At 71.2% G+C, this 17586-nt stretch carries 15 protein-coding genes; 14 read left to right on the forward strand and 1 reads right to left on the reverse strand.

Annotated features, from left to right (window positions below):
• Positions 1-2: 2 nt before the first annotated feature.
• Entirely contained in the window at positions 3-1481 is a 1479-nt protein-coding gene (locus NGK70_RS08360) for a sigma-54-dependent transcriptional regulator (protein WP_251973719.1), read from the reverse strand.
• A gap of 302 nt (positions 1482-1783) precedes the next feature.
• Here NGK70_RS08360 and NGK70_RS08365 point away from each other — a divergent pair, with 302 nt between their 5' ends.
• From NGK70_RS08365 to NGK70_RS08430, 14 genes are all read left to right on the forward strand, one after another.
• The gene (locus tag NGK70_RS08365) at positions 1784-3652 is read left to right on the forward strand and encodes a sensor histidine kinase (RefSeq protein WP_251972790.1); all 1869 of its coding nucleotides are present in this window, start codon (positions 1784-1786) and stop codon (positions 3650-3652) included.
• A gap of 14 nt (positions 3653-3666) precedes the next feature.
• Positions 3667-4062, forward strand: coding sequence for a response regulator (locus NGK70_RS08370; protein ID WP_251972791.1), 396 nt, complete (start codon positions 3667-3669; stop codon positions 4060-4062).
• Positions 4049-5623 (forward strand): HD-GYP domain-containing protein, encoded by a 1575-nt coding sequence (locus tag NGK70_RS08375; RefSeq protein WP_251972792.1) that lies wholly within the window; start codon positions 4049-4051, stop codon positions 5621-5623. Before NGK70_RS08370 ends, NGK70_RS08375 begins: the two co-directional genes overlap by 14 nt.
• Positions 5616-7655 (forward strand): ATPase, T2SS/T4P/T4SS family, encoded by a 2040-nt coding sequence (locus NGK70_RS08380; protein ID WP_251972793.1) that lies wholly within the window; start codon positions 5616-5618, stop codon positions 7653-7655. Before NGK70_RS08375 ends, NGK70_RS08380 begins: the two co-directional genes overlap by 8 nt.
• Before the next feature lie 98 nt (positions 7656-7753).
• Complete coding sequence (locus tag NGK70_RS08385; RefSeq protein WP_251972794.1) at positions 7754-8857, forward strand: type II secretion system F family protein; 1104 nt, start codon at positions 7754-7756, stop codon at positions 8855-8857.
• Positions 8858-9003: 146 nt separating this feature from the next.
• Positions 9004-9576 carry a prepilin-type N-terminal cleavage/methylation domain-containing protein gene (locus NGK70_RS08390; RefSeq protein ID WP_251972795.1) on the forward strand — a complete coding sequence of 191 codons (573 nt, stop codon included), beginning with the start codon at positions 9004-9006 and terminating at the stop codon, positions 9574-9576.
• A gap of 68 nt (positions 9577-9644) precedes the next feature.
• Entirely contained in the window at positions 9645-10223 is a 579-nt protein-coding gene (locus NGK70_RS08395; RefSeq protein WP_251972796.1) for a pilus assembly FimT family protein, read from the forward strand.
• Positions 10224-10231: 8 nt separating this feature from the next.
• Positions 10232-10669 (forward strand): hypothetical protein, encoded by a 438-nt coding sequence (locus NGK70_RS08400; RefSeq protein WP_251972797.1) that lies wholly within the window; start codon positions 10232-10234, stop codon positions 10667-10669.
• Positions 10666-11214, forward strand: a complete 549-nt coding sequence (locus tag NGK70_RS08405; RefSeq protein ID WP_251972798.1) for a PilW family protein — start codon at positions 10666-10668, stop codon at positions 11212-11214. Before NGK70_RS08400 ends, NGK70_RS08405 begins: the two co-directional genes overlap by 4 nt.
• On the forward strand, positions 11211-12716 hold the full coding sequence (locus NGK70_RS08410; RefSeq protein ID WP_251972799.1) for a DNRLRE domain-containing protein: 1506 nt from the start codon (positions 11211-11213) through the stop codon (positions 12714-12716). The genes NGK70_RS08405 and NGK70_RS08410 overlap by 4 nt, the downstream gene beginning before the upstream one ends.
• A gap of 247 nt (positions 12717-12963) precedes the next feature.
• Positions 12964-14814 carry a pilus assembly protein PilM gene (gene pilM, locus NGK70_RS08415; RefSeq protein WP_251972800.1) on the forward strand — a complete coding sequence of 617 codons (1851 nt, stop codon included), beginning with the start codon at positions 12964-12966 and terminating at the stop codon, positions 14812-14814.
• Positions 14814-15437 carry a hypothetical protein gene (locus tag NGK70_RS08420; RefSeq protein ID WP_251972801.1) on the forward strand — a complete coding sequence of 208 codons (624 nt, stop codon included), beginning with the start codon at positions 14814-14816 and terminating at the stop codon, positions 15435-15437. Before pilM ends, NGK70_RS08420 begins: the two co-directional genes overlap by 1 nt.
• Positions 15434-15988, forward strand: coding sequence for a hypothetical protein (locus tag NGK70_RS08425; RefSeq protein ID WP_251972802.1), 555 nt, complete (start codon positions 15434-15436; stop codon positions 15986-15988). Before NGK70_RS08420 ends, NGK70_RS08425 begins: the two co-directional genes overlap by 4 nt.
• Positions 15985-17463 (forward strand): type II secretion system protein GspD, encoded by a 1479-nt coding sequence (locus NGK70_RS08430; RefSeq protein ID WP_251972803.1) that lies wholly within the window; start codon positions 15985-15987, stop codon positions 17461-17463. The genes NGK70_RS08425 and NGK70_RS08430 overlap by 4 nt, the downstream gene beginning before the upstream one ends.
• Positions 17464-17586 lie beyond the last annotated feature (123 nt).

Genomic DNA, 17586 nt, shown 5'->3' on the forward strand with positions numbered 1-17586 from the left:
GTCTACTTGTCCAAGCCGAAACGCTGGAGTTTGGCGCGCAGCCCCACGCGCGACAGGCCCAGCTCCTTGGCCGCGTGGGTCTTGTTCCAGCGCAGGCGCAGCATGGTCTCGCGCAGCACCATCGCCTCGATGGCATCCAGCCGTTCCTGCAGCGTGCCGGTCTGCGGCAGGGCGGCGTTGCCCGCTTCGGCGGCGTGGTGGCGCCCGGTCTGGCCCTGCAGCACCGCGGTGGAGAAGGCCGCGGCGTGGATCGTCTCGCCGTCGCTGAGCGCCACCGCGCGGGCGATCTCGTTGCGCAGCTCACGGATGTTGCCCGGCCAGGGGTAGCCCATCAGCGCGGCCAGCGCGCCATCGGCCCAGCGCATGCCGGGGCGGCCGAGCTCGCGGCCCACCTCGTCGAGCAGGCGCCGGGCGATCGGGGCAACGTCGCCGGCGCGCTCGCGCAGTGGCGGCATCTGCAGCGTCACGCCGGCCAGGCGGTAGTAGAGGTCCTCGCGGAAGCGCCCCGCCGCCACGTCCTCGGCCAGCCGGCGGTGGGTGGCGGCGACCACGCGCACGTCCACCGGCAGCGAGCGGGTGGAGCCCACCGGGCGCAGCTCGCCCTCCTGCAGCACGCGCAGCAGCTTGACCTGGAAGGCCGGCGAGGTCTCGCCGATCTCGTCGAGGAAGACCGTGCCGCCGTGCGCGCGCTGGAACAGGCCGATGTGGTCCTCGTAGGCGCCGGTGAAGGCGCCGCGCTTGTGGCCGAAGAGCTCGCTCTCCAGCAGCGTGTCGGGGATGGCGGCACAGTTCTCCAGCACGAAGGGGCCGCCCGAGCGTGGCGAGGCGTAGTGGATCGCGCGGGCCAGCAGCTCCTTGCCGGTGCCGGATTCGCCCAGGATCAGCACTGACAGGTCGTAGCGCGCCACCCGCGCGGCCATCTCGCAGACGGCGTCCAGCGGGCTGCCGCTGGCACGCTCGATGCGATCGAAGTCGAAGGCCGCGCGTGCCTGCGCCAGCCGGTCGGCGCGGCGGTGGCGCAGCACCGAGGTGCCGGCGCGCAGGTCCAGTTCCAGGCGCGACAACCCCTGCTGCAGCGCGCGGGCCTCCACGGCGTTGCGCACCGTCTGCAGCAGGTGGTCGGGTACCCAGGGCTTGAGGATGTACTGGTAGATGCCGGCCTCGTTGACGCCGGCGATGATGTCTTCGCTGTCGGTGTAGCCGGAAATGATGATGCGCACCGCCTCGGGCCAGCGCTCGCGCACCTCGCGCAGGAAGGCCACGCCCGACAGCCCCGGCATGCGCTGGTCGCAGAGGATGACGGCCACCTCCTCGCGCTCCATCAGCGCCCGCGCCTCGTCGGCCGAGCCGGCACTGAGCACGCGGAAGTCCTCGTCCAGCGTGCGGCGCATCGCGTCCTGCGAGCGCACCTCGTCGTCGACCACCAGCACGAGCGGCAGGTCGGCCGGGTGGGCATCGTCGGCGGGTCGGTCGGGGTGCATGGCGGCGGTGGCGCGAAAGTGCGGATTGTGCCCGCCGGTGCCCGCTGCGGCGGTGTCGACTCGAGATGGGTAGATGGGTAAATGGGTGAGGGGGCCGTGCGGGATCGGCTGCATGCGCCGATCACACCGGGAACGAGGGCGCTATTTCGGCTTCGGGTGCGGCCAGGGCTCACCTATGGTGCAGGGCACGGACGCTCTGACCGCCTGAGCGGCTCAAGGGGCCGCAGGGTTGTGCCGAAGAAAGGCCGGGCAGCTTTGCCTGAAGCCACTGCGCTGCCGCACCGCCACCACCGAACCTCGCCATGAAGAGCAACCGACTGGGCCTGTTGATCATTGCCGCCACGCTGGCGGTGATCGGGCTCATCGTCGCGGCCGTGCACGGCTACCTGGCCGACCGCCACGAGCGGCAGATCCGCGCGCAGGGGGTGAGCCTGTCGCGCTCGCTGGCGCTGCTGCCCCTGGAGCAGCTGGTGCCGGGCGACGGGCAGCGCAGCGTCCTGCACACCGCCGTGGGCGCACAGCGCAGCGAGGGCTTCGTCTATGCCCTGCTGGTGTCCCCGGCCGGTGCGCCGTTGGTCGAATTTGCGCTGCCGGGCACGCCGGTGCCGGCAGGGGCGCTTCCCCGCGAGCCGGCAGGCTGGTACGGTGAGCGTGCGCTGCGCATGCCGGACTCGGGCCGGCGCATCATCGAATTCATCGGCCCGGTGATGCACCAGGGCAACCTCGCTGGCTTCGTGCGGCTGGGCTACTTCGCCGATCCGCCCTGGGGCGGCGTGGAGCAGCTGTCCTTTGCGGGGATCCTGGCGCTGCCGATCTTCCTGCTGGCGCCGTTCTTCTACCTGCTGATGCGCCGCGAGATCCGCCCGCTCGCTCGGCTGGCCGACCAGCTTGCACAGACCGACGGCGGTGCACGCTCGGGCCGGCCGGCTGTGGCTGCGGCGCCGGGCGCCGACCCGCTCAGCGAGTTTGTCGAGCGCTTCGGCCGCTTCCTGAGCGTCACCGAGGCGCGCATGAGCGAGCTGGAGGCGCAGCGGCTGGATGCGGTGGCGTCGAGCCGGCTGATCGCCTACGACAAGGGCAAGGTCGAGGTGGCGCTGCAGTCCCTGCCCGAAGGCATCCTGGTGCTCGATGGTGCGGGCCTGCCCGTGTTCGCCAACGCCAGCCTGGAGGGTCTGGTGGGGGTGCCGCCCGAGCAGATCGTGGGGCAGCCGCCGAAGCTGTGGTGCAAGGTGCCGGCGCTGCTGGCCTTCCTGACACGTCAGCGCATGCGTGCCGGTGTGGCCACGTTTCTCCCCACCCAGGCCGACATCGTGCTGGCGGGCTCGCCGCCGCGCTTCCTGAGTCTGAGCGCACAGCCTCTGCCCACGCCGCAGGACAGCAGCAGCGTCTTCGGCACGCTGGTGGTGATCCGTGACACCACCCAGGAGCAGCTCTCGCGCACCGCGGGGGCGGACTTCGTGATGCAGGTCTCGCACGAGCTGAAGACGCCGCTGGCCAGCATCGTGGCCTACGCCGAGTTGCTGATGGGCGACGATGGGGCGGACCCCGGTTTGCACATCGAGGCGGTCAACGTCATCCATGACGAGGCGCAGCGCATGGCGGGGCTGATCAACAACCTGCTGAACATCGCCAAGATCGATGCCGGCACGACGGCCCTCAAGCGCCAGCGCGTCCACCTGCACGACCTGCTGGTGGACGCCTTCGAGTCGCAGCGCCAAGGCGCGCTGGGCCAGGGCCTGGACTTCCGCATCGACGTGCCGCCCAACCTGGGTGCTGCGGCGCTGGACAAGGACCTGTTCCGCATCGCGCTGAACAACCTGCTGAGCAACGCCATCAAGTACAACCAGCCGGGTGGCTTCATTGCGCTGAGCGCCGAGGAGGAGGGCGACCAGACGCTGGTCATCCGCATCCGTGATGGCGGCATCGGCATCCCCGCCGACCAGGTCGAGCGCATCTTCGACAAGTACTACCGCGTGGCTGACAACCGCAGCGACAGCCGCCCCGGTGCCGCTGCTCGCAAGGGCCACGGCCTGGGCCTGCACCTGGTGCGCCAGATCATCGACCTGCACCAGGGCAGCATCACGGTGCAGAGCACACCGGGGCAGGGCAGCGAGTTCTGCATCCGCGTGCGCAAGCTCGCCGCGGTCTACGAGGAGGCCCTTCCAGCATGACAGGCACAAGCGGCATGAAACGGATCCTGATCGTCGACGACGAGCCCAACGTGATGCGTGTGCTCAAGCTCATGCTGGAGCGCGCCGGCCACCAGGTGCGCACCGCCGCGGACGGCCTGGCCGGCCTGGAGATGGCGCGGGCCGAGGCGCCGGACGTGCTCATCACCGACATCCAGATGCCGCGCATGGACGGGCGCGAGCTGGTGCGCACCCTGCATGCCGAAGCGCCCCAGCGGGGCTTTGACATCTACGTGATGACCTCGATGACCGAGCGCGAGGAGCGCGAGTGGGTGCGCCGCATCCCGCGGGTGGCCTTCCTGGAGAAGCCGGTCAGCCCGCGCCAGCTGGTCGCATGCCTGGCGCGGGGCCTGGACGATGGCAACGAAGGAGCCGGCCATGTGGGCAGCTGATCTGAGCGAGGTCGATTTCGGCCGCATCCACCGCTGGCTGCAACGTGCCTGTGGCACCGGAACCCCGCTGCTGCTGTGCGACGCGCAGGGGGGCGTGCTGCAGCAGGGCGGCTCGGCGGCCGATGTGCAGCTGGCCGAACGGGTGGCCGCGCAGGTCGAAGCCGGCTTTGCCTGGCCCTTCGAAGGGGGCGGGCTGGCCGCGCAGGCGCTGGGCAGTGACCACACGCTGCTGTACCGGCCGGTCGAGAGCGGCTCGCAGCGCATCGGCTGGCTGGCGACCTGCATCGGTTCCGGCGACCCCGCCAGCATGGCGGTGGACGATCTGGCCGAGGCAATGGAGGACTTGGCCGCCTCGGTGGGCGAGCAGGCCCGCCTGCACGATGAACGGACCCGCCTGCGCGGTGAGCTCGACGGCATGACCGAGGAGCTGGCCGAGCGCTACGAGGAGCTGCACATGGTCTACGGGGTGGATGAGCATGTGCGCCACCACGGCCACGACAAGCGCGCCTTTGAGCTGCTGCTGCGTGACTGCGCTCGCCAGTTGGAGATCGACGTGGTGGCCTACGTCAAGCCCGACAGCGGCGAGTGCCTCTGGGCCACCGAGCTGAGCCGGCCGATCCACAACCTCGACCTCGTGCTGGTGGAGATGCGCGGCGACCTGTTCCGCTTCGTGCAGTCCACGCGCGAGTCGCTGGTGCTCAATGCACCGGACGATCCGCGGCGCGCCTACGTCTTCACCGACATGCCCTACCGCGTGCTGGCCTGCCCGGTCAACAACGGCCAGCGGGTGGACAGCATGCTGGTGCTGCTCAACCACGCTCACAAGCCCGACTTCAGCAACGGCGACCGCCGCCTGGCCGAGATCCTGGCCAGCCAGCTGTCCAACCTGCTGCACACCAGCACGCTGGTGGCGCGGCTGTCGAGCTTCACCGAGCAGATGGCGGCTGCGCTGGTCGAGGCGGTCGAGGCCAAGGACCCGTACACGCGTGGCCACAGCGAGCGGGTGCACCACCTGTCGATGGAAATCGGCCGCGCGCTGGAGCTGGATGAAACCGAGCTGGAGCACCTCTTCTGGGGCTCGTTGCTGCACGACGTGGGCAAGATCGGCATCCCCGACGCGGTGCTGTGCAAGCCCGGGCGGCTCACGCGCGACGAGTACGCCTTCATCATGGTGCACCCGGAGCGCAGCTACGAGATCCTGCGCCACATCGAGTACCTCAAGGACGCCGTGCCCGGGGCGCGCCACCACCAGGAGAAGTGGGACGGCACCGGCTACCCGCACGGGCTGAAGGGCGAGCGCATCCCCCTGCACGCGCGCATCATCGCGGTGGCGGACACCTACGACTCGATCACCAGCTCGCGTGCCTACCGCGCGGGGCGCAGCCACGAGGAGGCGATGCGCGAGATCGAGCGCGTCTCGGGCAGCCAGCTCGACCCGTCCGTCGTCGCCGTGTTCCGCACGCTCTGCGCAGCCGAGCCGGAGTGGCTGCTGCGTTTCCGCATCCGCCGCGAAGGGGCCGCCGACAGCCTGGGCCAGGTCGTCCAGGGCCACCATGGATGAGGTCGTCACGCGCAGCCGCGTTGGTGCGCTGACCTACCTGTCGCCCGGCGGCGCCTTGGTCGAGGAGGCCGCGCTGGCCGCCCTGCAAGGCGCCATCGCCGCGAGCACCGCGGCGGGCCAGCTGCAGCTGGTGCTGGACCTGGGCCGCGTCACCGTGGTGAACGGCCGGGCGCTGGAGCTGCTGCTGGACGCTTCGGCGCGCCTGGCGACGCACGGCGGGCGGCTGCAGATCATCAACCCCACCGAGCTGGTGCGCGACATCCTGTTGATCACCGGGCTGGACCAGCAGCTCGCGGTGGCGCGGCTGGATTTCGGCGGCAGCGAGCCGGTGCATGCCGGCGGCGCGCGCCGGCACCGCCGCCTGGGCGAGATCCTGATGCGCCAGGCTGGCGTGAGCGCCGACGAGCTGGAAGACGCCGAGCGAGCGCAGCTGGAGACCGGCCAGCGCGTCGGCCAGATCCTGGTCGGGCGTGGGCGCATCACGGAGGTGGTGCTGCAGCAGGCGCTGGCCGAGCAGCTGGGCGTGCCCTACCTGCCGCTGCGCCCCGGCCTGTTCGATGCCGCGGCGCTGGCGCTGCTGCCGCGGGAGACGGCCCGCCGGCTGAAGGTGATGCCGCTGTTCAAGGTGGGCGGCACGCTCACCCTGGCCACCGCGGACGCCCAGGCGGTGCCCGCCTTTGACGAAGTGCGCCGGCTGACGAAATGCACGGTGCGCGTGCTGCTGACCCGTGCGGGCGACATCGACAAGTACCTCTCCGAGGCCTACACGGGCGGCGACTACGGTGCCGACCTGCTCGATGACCGCGACGCCGACCTGGAGCTGGTCGACAGCGGCATCCCCGACGACTACACCACCATCGACGAGATGGCTGGTGCCAGCCCGGTCATCAACCTGGTCAACAGCCTGATCCAGCGCGCCATCCGCGACAAGGCCAGCGACATCCACATCGAGGTCCAGCGTGGCCGCTCGCGGGTGCGCTTCCGCATCGACGGCGTGCTCTACGAGGTCATGACGCCGCGCGCCGAGCTGCACCCGGCGATCGTCTCGCGCCTGAAGGTGATGGCCAGCCTGGACATCGCCGAGCGCCGCCTGCCGCAGGACGGGCGCATCCAGGTGAGCACCCAGGGCCGCACGGTGGACCTGCGCTTCTCCTCGCTGCCCGGCATCCACGGCGAGAAGGTGGTGCTGCGCGTGCTGGACAAGAACCAGTCCATCCTCGACGTCGCCAAGCTCGGCATGGCCGAGGCCAACCTGGCCACCTTCAAGGGCCTGCTCGGGCGCAGCAACGGCCTGATCCTGGTGACCGGCCCCACCGGCAGCGGCAAGACCACCACGCTGTACGCGGCGGTCAACTACCTCAAGAGCATGGAGACGAACATCGTCACCATCGAGGATCCGGTCGAGTACCAGCTGGACATCATCAACCAGAACCAGGTCAACGAGGCCATCGGCCTGGGTTTTGCGCGCATGCTCAAGCACGTGCTGCGGCAGGACCCGGACGTGGTGATGGTCGGCGAGATCCGCGACCGCCAGACCGCCGAGATCGCGGTGCAGGCCGCACTCACCGGTCACCTGGTGCTCTCCACCCTGCACACCAACGACGCGGTGGGCGCGCTCTCGCGCCTGACCGACATGGGTGTGGAGCCCTACCTGCTGGCCTCGGCGCTGGCCGGTGTGGTGGCGCAGCGGCTGGTGCGGCATGTCTGCCCGTCCTGCAAGACCCGCTTCCTGGCGCCGCCCGAGCTGGTGGCGCGCCACGGCTGGCCCAAGGAGCCGCCCGTGCGGCTGGTCAAGGGCCGTGGCTGTGCGAGCTGCTACGACTCCGGCTACAAGGGCCGCCTGGGCATCCATGAGCTGCTGGTGGCCGACGAGCGGCTGCAGGGCCTGATCGCGCGTGGTGCCAGCCGCGAAGAGCTGCTTGCCCAGGCGCGCCACGCCGGCCTGCGCACCCTCCACGACGACGGCGTGCAGCGGGCCCTGGAGGGCCGCACCACGCTGGAAGAAGTCGGCCGCGCAGTGCACGCCAGCTGACCGACCTGCGAACGAACCGGAGCTGGCCCATGGCCCTCGATCTTTCCCCTCCGAGCCGTGGCGCGCGATCTGGCGTGCGGTCTGGTGCGCAATCTGGCGTGGGCACCGCCACCGCCTCGGTCCCACCGGTGTCGCGCTGGCAGATGAACCTCGGCGGCACCGGCACCCGCATGGGCGCGCGCGAACGCATGCTGCTCACCGAGCGGCTGCTGCTGCTGCTCGAAACCGGCGTGAGCCTGCACCAGGCGCTGCGCGAGCTGCACGCGCAGGAGCGCCACCCCGGCGTGGCCGCGGTGCTCGACGCGGTGTCGGGCGCCGTGCTGGAAGGCCAACCGCTGTCGGTGGCGCTGGCGCCCCATGGGGCGCTGTTTCCGCCCACCTACATCGCGCTGGTCAACGCCGGCGAGCGGGGCGGCTTCCTGCCGCAGGTGCTGCAGCAGCTGCTGGAGATGGATGAGCAGGCCGATCGGCTGCGCTCGACCATCGCCTCGGCGCTGTCCTACCCGATCTTCCTGATCGTGTTCTCGCTGGCGGTGATCGTCTTCGTGCTGGTGGGCGTGTTCCCGAAGTTTGCCGACATGTTCGAGCAGATCCGCAACGACCTGCCGTGGAGCACGCGCGTGCTGATGGCGCTGTCCGACGGCCTGCGGCTGCACTGGCCCTGGGTGATGGCGGCGCTGGGTGGGCTGACCGGCGGGGCGGCCGTGCTGCTGCGCCGGCCCGATGTGCTGGAGCGGCTCGACGCACTCAAGCTCGGCCTGCCCGGCCTGCGCACGATCTACCAGCAGATCTACCTCAGCCAGACGCTGCGTGTGCTGGGCCTGTCCCTGGCGCACGGCGTGCCGCTGGTGGACGCACTGCGGGCCTGCCAGGACCTGGTGCCCAACCGGCTGTTCCGCCGCTTCATGGCCGATCTGCGCGAGCAGGTCACCGAGGGCCGCGGCCTGGCGCAGGGCTTCCAGCACTCGCCGCTGGTGCCCACGATGGTGCGCCAGATGATCACCACCGGCGAGGACAGCGGCAACCTCGCCAAGGTGATGACCCGCATCGCCGAGTTCTACGACCGCGAGCTGAACCGCCGCATCGCGCTGATCTCGCGCCTGGCCGAGCCGGTGATGTTGCTGGTGATGGGGGCGCTGGTCGGGCTGATCGTCGCCTCGCTGATCCTGCCCATCTTCAAGCTCAGCCGCGCCGTGCACTGACTGTGCAGCGGTTCACACCCCAGGGCCCCAGTCATGCATCCCCGCTTGCTGCCCGGCTTCATTTCAGGCACCGAAGGTCGAAAAGACTTCTGACCATTCACCTCGGTGTCCGCCTCCACCTGCCCAGACCTGTTCCCGGAGTCCCCATGCCATCCACCCTGCGCCATGCCGACCAACGCGGCTTCACGCTGGTCGAGTTGCTGATCGTCGTCATCATCATGGCCATCCTGGCTGCGATCGTGATCCCGCAGTTCAGCAGTGCCACCAGCGACACCAAGGAGGCGGCGCTGGATTCGAACCTGGCCGGCCTGCGCAATGCCGTCGAGCTGTACAAGGCGCAGCACAGCGTCTATCCCGGCGACGTGACCAGTGGCTCCGGCGGCACCTGCAACACCACCGGGACGGCCGGCAACGGCGCGGCCGACTCGGCCCAGGCGTTGATGGACCAGCTGCTGGCCTATTCGAGCACCACCGGCACCACCTGCACCGTCGGTGACGCCACCACCTACAAATACGGCCCCTACCTGCGCAAGGGCCTGCCCAACGACGCCATCACCGGCAAGGGCTCGGTGGCGGCCGACATCGTCGTCACCACCCCCGGCACGCCACTGGCGCCCGCCGCCGCCACGGGCGGCTGGGCCTACGACACCAAGTCCGGCCAAGTGGTGATGAACAGCAACGCCACCGACAGCAAGGGCGCGGCGTACTCCACGCACTGAGCGCGCCGCTGAACTGCCCACGCCGAGGGCCGCGGCACCGCTGCGGCCCGCACTGGCCGCCACTCCCCATGCCCAAGTCGCCCTGCTGCCGGTCTGCCACGCCCGCGCCGCGGGGCGTCACGCTGGTGGAAATGCTGATTGTGGTGAGCCTGCTGGCCGTCATCGCGAGCGTCCTGGTGCCGAGCGTCAGCGGCAACGACGGGCAGCGGCTCGACGTGGCTGCTGCCGAGGTGCGCGATGCCCTGCGCTTCAGCCGGGCCGAGGCCATGCGCCGTGGCAAGTACGTGCTCTTCGATGCCGAAAGCAGCCCCGGGCAGGTTCGCGTGATGGCCACCAGCGGCGGTTGTGCCAGCTTCAGCAGCTTCACTGCGGCCACCGATCCCCGCACCAAGTCCGCCTACGTCGTGAAGGTCACCGACGGGCCGTTCTCCGGCGGTGTCACGGTCACCCCCAACTTCCTGGTGGGCGGCAGCGCCTATGGCGGTTTGACCTTTGACGCCGAGGGCCGACCGGCAAGCGTCTGCCAGGTGAGCAGCAAGACCAGCAAGGGCACGCCCGCCACGGGCAGCGGTGTGCTGCTGACCCATGGCGACCGGCAGCTGACGGTGGCGGTGGACCCGGCCACCGGCCGCGTCTCGATTCTGTGAATCCCGCCATGAGCACAGGGCACGCAAGGCGCCAGGGTGGCCGCCGCCGCATCGGTGGGCTGGCCTATGTCGAGGTGCTGGTCGCGCTGGTGCTGGTGGCCAGCGCGCTGGTGCCGGCGCTGGAGGCGCTGCAGTCCAGTGTGCGCGGTGGGCCGGTGCTCACCAGCGCCGCCGGGCGGGACGCGCTGCTGCGCGCCAAGATGGAAGAGGTGCTGAGCCTGCCGTTCGAGACGCTCAATGCCGAGACCTTCCTGGCCGGCGGCAACACCACCGTTTCGGTGAGCAGCGCGCTGTCCGACGCGGCGGGTGCGGATCGGCGCGTCGTCATCCTCTACCGCAGCGACGGCAGTGCGCTGTCCGCCGCCGACACCGGCCTGGTGCGCGTGCGCGTGGCCTACGAGGCCGGCGGCCTGGCGCTCGAAACCATGAAATCCAGATGGTGGTGACACCGCGTCACGGCAGCACGGTGGGGCGACCCGCGGCCTGCCCGCAGCGGCGGCGGCAAGGGCGCGACCACCTGGAGGGCCTGAGCCTGGTCGAGCTGCTGGTCGCCACCGCCATCGGCGCGCTGCTGCTGGCTGGTATGGGCTCGGTGGCACGCCTGGGCGTGGCGGCTCGTTCAGAAACCGGCGGCAGCGCCGAGGCCCTGCAGCAGGCGCGCTTCGCGCTCGAACGGCTGCAGGCCGCCGCACGGGCCACCGCGCCGCATGCCCTGCTGCCCGCGGCGGCCAACACCAGCGGCAACGTGTTCAGCCCGGCGTACTTCTGCGTCAACGGTGCTGGTGCGCTGGTGGAAACCACCACCGCCGACACCGGCTGCACCGGCACGCAGGTGATCGCCGAGCGCGTCACTGCCTTCGGCCTGAGCCAGCCGGCGGGCACAGGGCCGCTGCAGGCGATGAGTGCCGAGGTGGTACTGACCACGCGCAGCCCTGCCGGCAGCACTGTGACGCTGCGCGAGCGCCTGCGCCTGGGGGGCGGCACGCTGTGAAGGCGGCGCACAGACACAGCCGCCAGGGCCGCCGAGGCAGCGGCTTCATCCTGCTGCCGGTGGCGCTGCTGCTGGCGTTGGTGGCCGCGGTGGGCTTCCTGGGTCACCGGGAAACCGCACTGGCCAGCGCCACCGCCGCGGGCACCCGCGACCAGGACAAGGCCCGTTACGCCGCCGAGGCCGGCCTGCAGCGCGTCACGATGGCCATGCATGCCAAGGGCTGCAGCGGTATCTACCCAACCATCCTCTCCCCGTCGAAGGACACGGCCTTCGACGGCGCCAGCTACTCCGCCGTTGCCGGCGCCCTGAGCGGCTCGCCGGTGACGGTCTACTCCACTGGCACCTACGGCGATGCCTCGATCACGCTGACCCGCTCGGACGTCCCGATGCACCAGGCCTCCACGGTCACGATGACGCTGCAGCCGGCATCAGAGGGCACCGACACCTACCTCGACAGCGCCAGCTCATCGTCGAATGGCAACAAGGGCACGCTGATCGGCAGCCCGGGCACCTCGTTGCCGATCCTGCGCTTCGATCTGTCCGCCATTCCCGCGGGCAGCCACGTCACCGCCGCCACGCTGTCGGCCTATGCCGAGGGTGGCAGCAACAGCGGCCCGGTGGCGCTGCACCGCATGGCGGGCGACTGGACCGAGGCCGCCAACTGGAGCAGCAGCGACGGCAGCACCGCCTGGAGCGCGGCTGGCGGCGATGTGCACGGCACCGCGGTCGCCTCGGCCACCTTCAGCGGCGCTGGCAACTGGCTGAACTGGGACGTGGCCGCCCTGGCCGACCGCTGGATCAAGGGCAGCCTGCCCAACCAGGGCGTGCAGGTGCGTCCGGCGGCCCCGATCTCCAGCCTGACCCTCACGAGCAGCGACGGATCCAACGCCAGCCAGCGCCCCAAACTGGCCGTTACCTTCCTGCCGCCCTGCGGCTGGACACCGCCGAGCACCACCGTGACGCTCAACCCGGTGGCCGACACCGACATCGACGGTGACCTCCTTCTGCAGACAAGCAACTTCGGCAGCCAGCCGGACCTGTACCTGTCCAAGAGCCATGAAGCCCGACCCTTGCTGAAGTTCGACCTCGCGGGCATCCCGGCGGGCAAGACCGTGCAGAGCGCGACCCTGCGCATGTACTTCGGCGCCCTGGCTGCCGGGACCAAACTCAGCAAGAACCTGACGGCCGATGTCTATGCCGCCTCCAAGCCGTGGAACGAACTGGAGGTGACCTGGTTGCGCAGCCTTGCCGGCACCCTGTGGCTGACGCTGGGTGGCGACTACAACAGCACGGCCATCGCCACCAAGACGCTGGCCAAGAACCTGACCCCCGGCCAGTGGGTGGAATTCACCGTCACCACCCAGGTGCAGAGCTGGGTGGACAGCGCCTCCACCAATCACGGCTTCCTGCTGCGGTTGCCCACCGCTTCCAGCGAGGAGCTGATCTTCAACAGCCGGGAGGCGGCGAGCAACCCGCCCGAGCTGGTCGTCACCTACCAGTGAGGCCGGGGTGCGCTCCCGCGGGGCGCTGGCCGGATCCGCGTTCAAGCTGCATGCCCGCCGAGCCGATAAAACCGGTCATGCAGCCGACCTGCCCTGTGGTGCGGGCGGCTGCCACCACCCAGACCGCCATGACCGTCCGTCCGCATCCCGTCGCCCGTTGCGCTGTGCCACTCGCCCTGTGCGGTGGCCGTGGGCCGCTGCGCCACGCCACGCGGTGCACCCCATCCGCCCGCGGCGGGGCAGGGCGATGAGGTCGCCCGGGCTGACCGTCATGCTGCGTGTGGGCCTGCATGCCTGGCTGGCGCGGCTGCGCCCGGCCCCCCACGGCCCGATCGGGCTGGACCTGGCGTCCGAGCGGCTCAATCTGGTGCAGTTCACTTTCCGGCCCGACGGTCCGGCGCTGCAGGCGGTGGCGTCGCTGCCCTACCCGCAGCCGCGCGAGGCCTTGCTCGCCCAGCCGCGGGTGCTGGCGGCCTTCGTGCACAAGGCGCTGCGGCAGTACGGCTTCAAGGGCCGGTGCGTCGTGTCCTGCCCCGATCCCGGCGACCTGCGCTTCTTTCCGGTGACCTTTGGCGTTGCGCCCGGGCAGGACGAGGGCAGCGCCCTGGCGACCGACCTGCGCGCCCGCCTGGGGGCCGAACTGGACGGTGCGGTGGTCGACTACCTGCCCATCCGCGGCGACGATGCCGACCGCGGCCAGCGCGACGCCCTGGTGGTGGTCGCGCCCGGCGAGCGTGTGCTGCAGCGGGCCGCCCTGCTGGAGGGCCTCGGCCTGGAGCTGCAGGCGCTGGATGTGGGCCCGGCCGCGGTGGCCAGGCTGATCGCGCAGATGAACGGTGCCGACACCAACCAGGCGCAGCCGAACACGCTGGTGATCAACTTCGGCCGGCAGCGCTGCCACCTCAGCGTGATCTGGGGCCGCCGGCTGATGCTTGACCGGCAGATCGAGTTCTCGCTGGAGGCCCTGCTGGAGCGCGTGATGAGCGCGCTCAGCGTGGACCGCAGCACGGCCGACCGGCTGCTGCAGGAAAAGGGCCTGCTGGCCCCGTCCGCCGGTGCGGGTGGCGACAAGGGGGGCGACAAGGGGGGCGATGAGGGGGGCGATGAGGGGAGCCCGGCGACGGGCGACGCGGCGATGGCGCGTACGTTGGCCGAGATCCTGCGCCCCGACATCGCCACGCTGGTCGCCGAGGTCAACAAGACCCTGATCTACACCGCCTCGCGCAGCCGGGGCCGCAGCGTCGACCGTGTCTACCTGTTGGGCAGCTTCGGCCGCATCCCCGGTGCGGACCGCCTGCTGCAAAGCCAGCTGGCGCTCCCCGTGGCGGTGCTCAACCCTTTCCGGCGCCTGCGCAGCGCGGCGCCGAATGACCTGCTGGAGCGGCTGCAGCCGATCGCCGGCATGGCGCTGGCCGCCGGCCTGGCACTGCGCGGCGCGCAGGCCGGGCAACGCGGCCGGGAGATCGACCTGCTGCCCGCCGAGCACCTGCATCAGCGCCAGCTTGGCCGCCAGCTGCGCGGGGTCGGCCTGGCCGCAGCGGCGCTGCTGGCCGCGACCGGCCTGGTGCGCCTGGGGCTGGAGCTGGGCATCTCGCGTGAGCGCCCGCAGATGGAGCGCGCACGCCAGGAAGCGGCCGCGGCCGCGGCGCAGCGCAGCGAGCTGGCCGCACTGACGCAGCGCCGCCAGGCGGCCGAGGCCAGGGTCCAGACCCTGCAACGCCTGCAGCAGCAACGTGAGGCGGCCCATTGGCAGCAGGCGTTGCACAGCGTCGATGCCGCCTTCAGCCCGGGCCTGTGGTTCGACCAGCTGCGCTACGCCCAGGCCGTGGTGGCACCGTCGGCCGAGGCGGCTGCCTCGTCAGCCAGCCCGGCAGGTCCGCAGGTCGTTGCGGGCTGGCACCTGCGGCAGACGCTGGAAATACGCGGCCACGCGCTCGACCATGCCGGCGTGATGGCCTTTGTGCGCCAGCTCGCCGAACAGCCGGGGCTGCGCAGCACCCGGCTGGCCGATACCGGCGTGCGCCGCCACCCGGGGGGCGAGGTGGTCGACTTCACCGTGTCGGCGCAGGTCGACGCGCTGGCAGGGAGGGCCCCGTGATGAAGCGCTTGACGCTGCCCGGCCTGCCCTGGCTGGGCACCACGCGCTCGGTGGCGGGGCTGAACGCCCTGGCGGCGCTGGACCGCCGCACCGTGCGCTTGCTGCTGGGTGCGCTGCTCGTGTTCGTGGCGCTGGAGTGCTGGTTGCTGCTGCTGCGTGCACCGCTGGCCGAGTGGCGCAGCCTGGTGCAGCAGCGCAGTGCCACCGCTGCGGTGAGCGCCGCGGCGCTGCGTGCCGAGGTGCTGCTGGCCCGCGGCGCGCTCGCCCAGGCCGAGCAGACCCTGCGCGATGCCGGGCTGCCGCATGCCGACGACGAGATGGTGCTGCAGCTGATCGCACTGCTCGACCGCAGCGCGCAGCGCCACGGGGTGCAGCTCGGCCAGGTCCGCTCGGGCGCCGGGGTGCTGCCGCAGGAGCAGATCCAGGTTGCCACCTTCGATGGTGAAGCGCGTGGCAGCTACCTGGCCCTGGTGGCCTGGCTGGCCGAGGTGGAGCCGCAGATCGCGCCGCTGGCCGTCACCGAGCTGCAGCTGATGGGCGCGGGCGGTGGGGAGCCGTTGTCCCTGCGGGTCAAGTTCAGCGCCTTTCTGCCGGTGCCGGACGCGAAGGGAGCCACGCGATGAGCGACATCGACATCCGTCCGCCCTGCAGGCCGGGCCAGCCACAGCGACCGGCCTGGAGGCATCCGCGGCCAGCAGCGGCCGCCCTGGCGTGCACGCTGGCCGCCCTGGGGTGCGCGCCGGCGGCGCAGGCGCAGGGGGCCCCGGCCTCGAAGACCGAGCCGGCGCGTGCCGATGGGGTGCGGCCGGGGGTGATGCGCGTCACGCTGCGGCACGACCCTTTCAGCCGGCCCGCCATGCCTGCGGCAGCGCCTCCGGGGGCGCCAACAGCCGCGTCAACCGGGGCGCGGGCAGCGGCTGCCGGGGCGGCGCCCCTGGCGGGCGACGCCGCGCCGCCGCCCGAGTGGCGCCCGCGCCTGCGCGCCGTGGTGGTGGCCGGGGCACGCTCGCTGGCGCTGGTCGGTGCCGAACTGGTCGAGCTGGGTGGCAGCGTGGAGGGCTACCGGTTGCAGTCCGTGAGCGAGAACGGCGCCGTGTTCACGAAGGGGCGCCAGAGCATCACCCTGGTGCTGGGCGATAAGACGGGCAGCGAGCGGGCGGGCAGCGAGAGATGAGGCAGCATCAGATGAACAAGCGCTGGGGTTTCCGGTTCAACGGCCTGAGGTCGATGGCGATGGCGCTGGCGCTGGCGATGGCGGCCATGCTGACGCTGCCCGCCAACACGGCCAACGCCGCTACCGCCGCCCAGCCACCGGGGGCGCCGGCCGGCACCGCCGCCGTGGCCGGGCGCGCAGGGCCGGCCGAGGCGCCGCGCACGATCACGATGCGCTTCCACGATGTCGAGCTGCGCGAGGTCATCGACATCCTGTCGCGGCACTGGCGCATCAACATCCTCCTGTCCAAGGGGGTGGCCGGGCGCGTGTCGGTGAACCTGTTCGATGTCGATGCCGCCCAGGCCGTGCAGGCGGTGGCCCACGCCGCCGGGTATGCCGTGGACACGCGCCGGGGCGACTACCTGATCCTGGACCGCCAGGAGCTGGGCCGCGACACGCCCAGCACCACGACGACCGTGCGCACCTACAAGGTGCAGTATTCCAACGTCCGGCAGGTGGCCGAGCTGGTGGGCAAGTACGTCTCGCGCTACGGCAAGGTCACCACGCTGCCCGAACGCAACCTGCTGATCGTCGAGGATGCGCCGGACTTCCATGAGCGCATCGAGCGGCTGCTGGCCACCATCGATGCCGAGCCGCGCCAGATCCTCATCGAGGCCAAGATCCTGGAGATCACGCTCGACGAGGGCGAAACCTACGGCGTCGACTGGTCGCGCATCTTCGGCCCCGGGTCGGCCAGCTCGACCGGCACGAGCGGCCTGGCGGCGCCCGGCGCGGCCGGCTTCTTCTTCAACCTGGTCAACCGCAACCTGAACGTCTACCTGTCGGCGCTCTCCGGCGCCGGGCGGGTGAAGACCCTGTCCACGCCCAAGCTGCTGGCGCTGGAGAACCAGGAGGCGCAGGCGGTGATCGGCGAGCGCATCGGCTACAAGGTCACCACCACCACCAACCAGGTGACCACCGAGAGTGTGCAGTTCCTGGAGACCGGCGTGATCCTGAAGGTCACGCCCTCGGTGGACCAGCGCGGGCGCATCCTGATGTCGATCCACCCGGAAATCAGCTCGGCGACGATGACCGGCGGCATCCCCTCCAAGAAGAGCACCGAGGTCACCACCCAGCTGCTGTGCGAGGACGGCCAGGCGGTGTTCATCGGCGGGTTGATCAAGCGTGTCAGCAGCCAGCGCCGCAGTGGCGTGCCCCTGCTCAAGGACCTGCCGGCCGTGGGCGGGCTGTTCTCCAGCACCGAGGAGTCGAGCGCCTCCACCGAGACGGTGGTGGTCATCACGCCGCGCATCGTGCGCAGCGAGGTGGCACCGCCCGTGAGCGGCGCGGCCACGAACCGCCCGGTGCCAGGCCCCTCCGCAGGGCCGCGAGCGCAGCCGGCTCCGGGCGAAAGCATTGCCTCCGACAGCGTGCAGGAAGACGAGCGCGCCTGGTTCAACCGCATGGCCGGGCAGCTGCGCCAGGCCCGCCCGTAGCCGCTCGCAACGAGCCGGGCCGGCTCAGTTCGGTGCCCGGCTTGCCGATAGACGCCTTGTCGATCATCCACGCCCCTGGAATCACCATGAAGACCCCTGCTCCACTCCCCCAAGGCAGAGACC

Origin of the sequence: Sphaerotilus microaerophilus, from assembly GCF_023734135.1 — a bacterium.
GTDB lineage: Bacteria > Pseudomonadota > Gammaproteobacteria > Burkholderiales > Burkholderiaceae_C > Sphaerotilus > Sphaerotilus microaerophilus.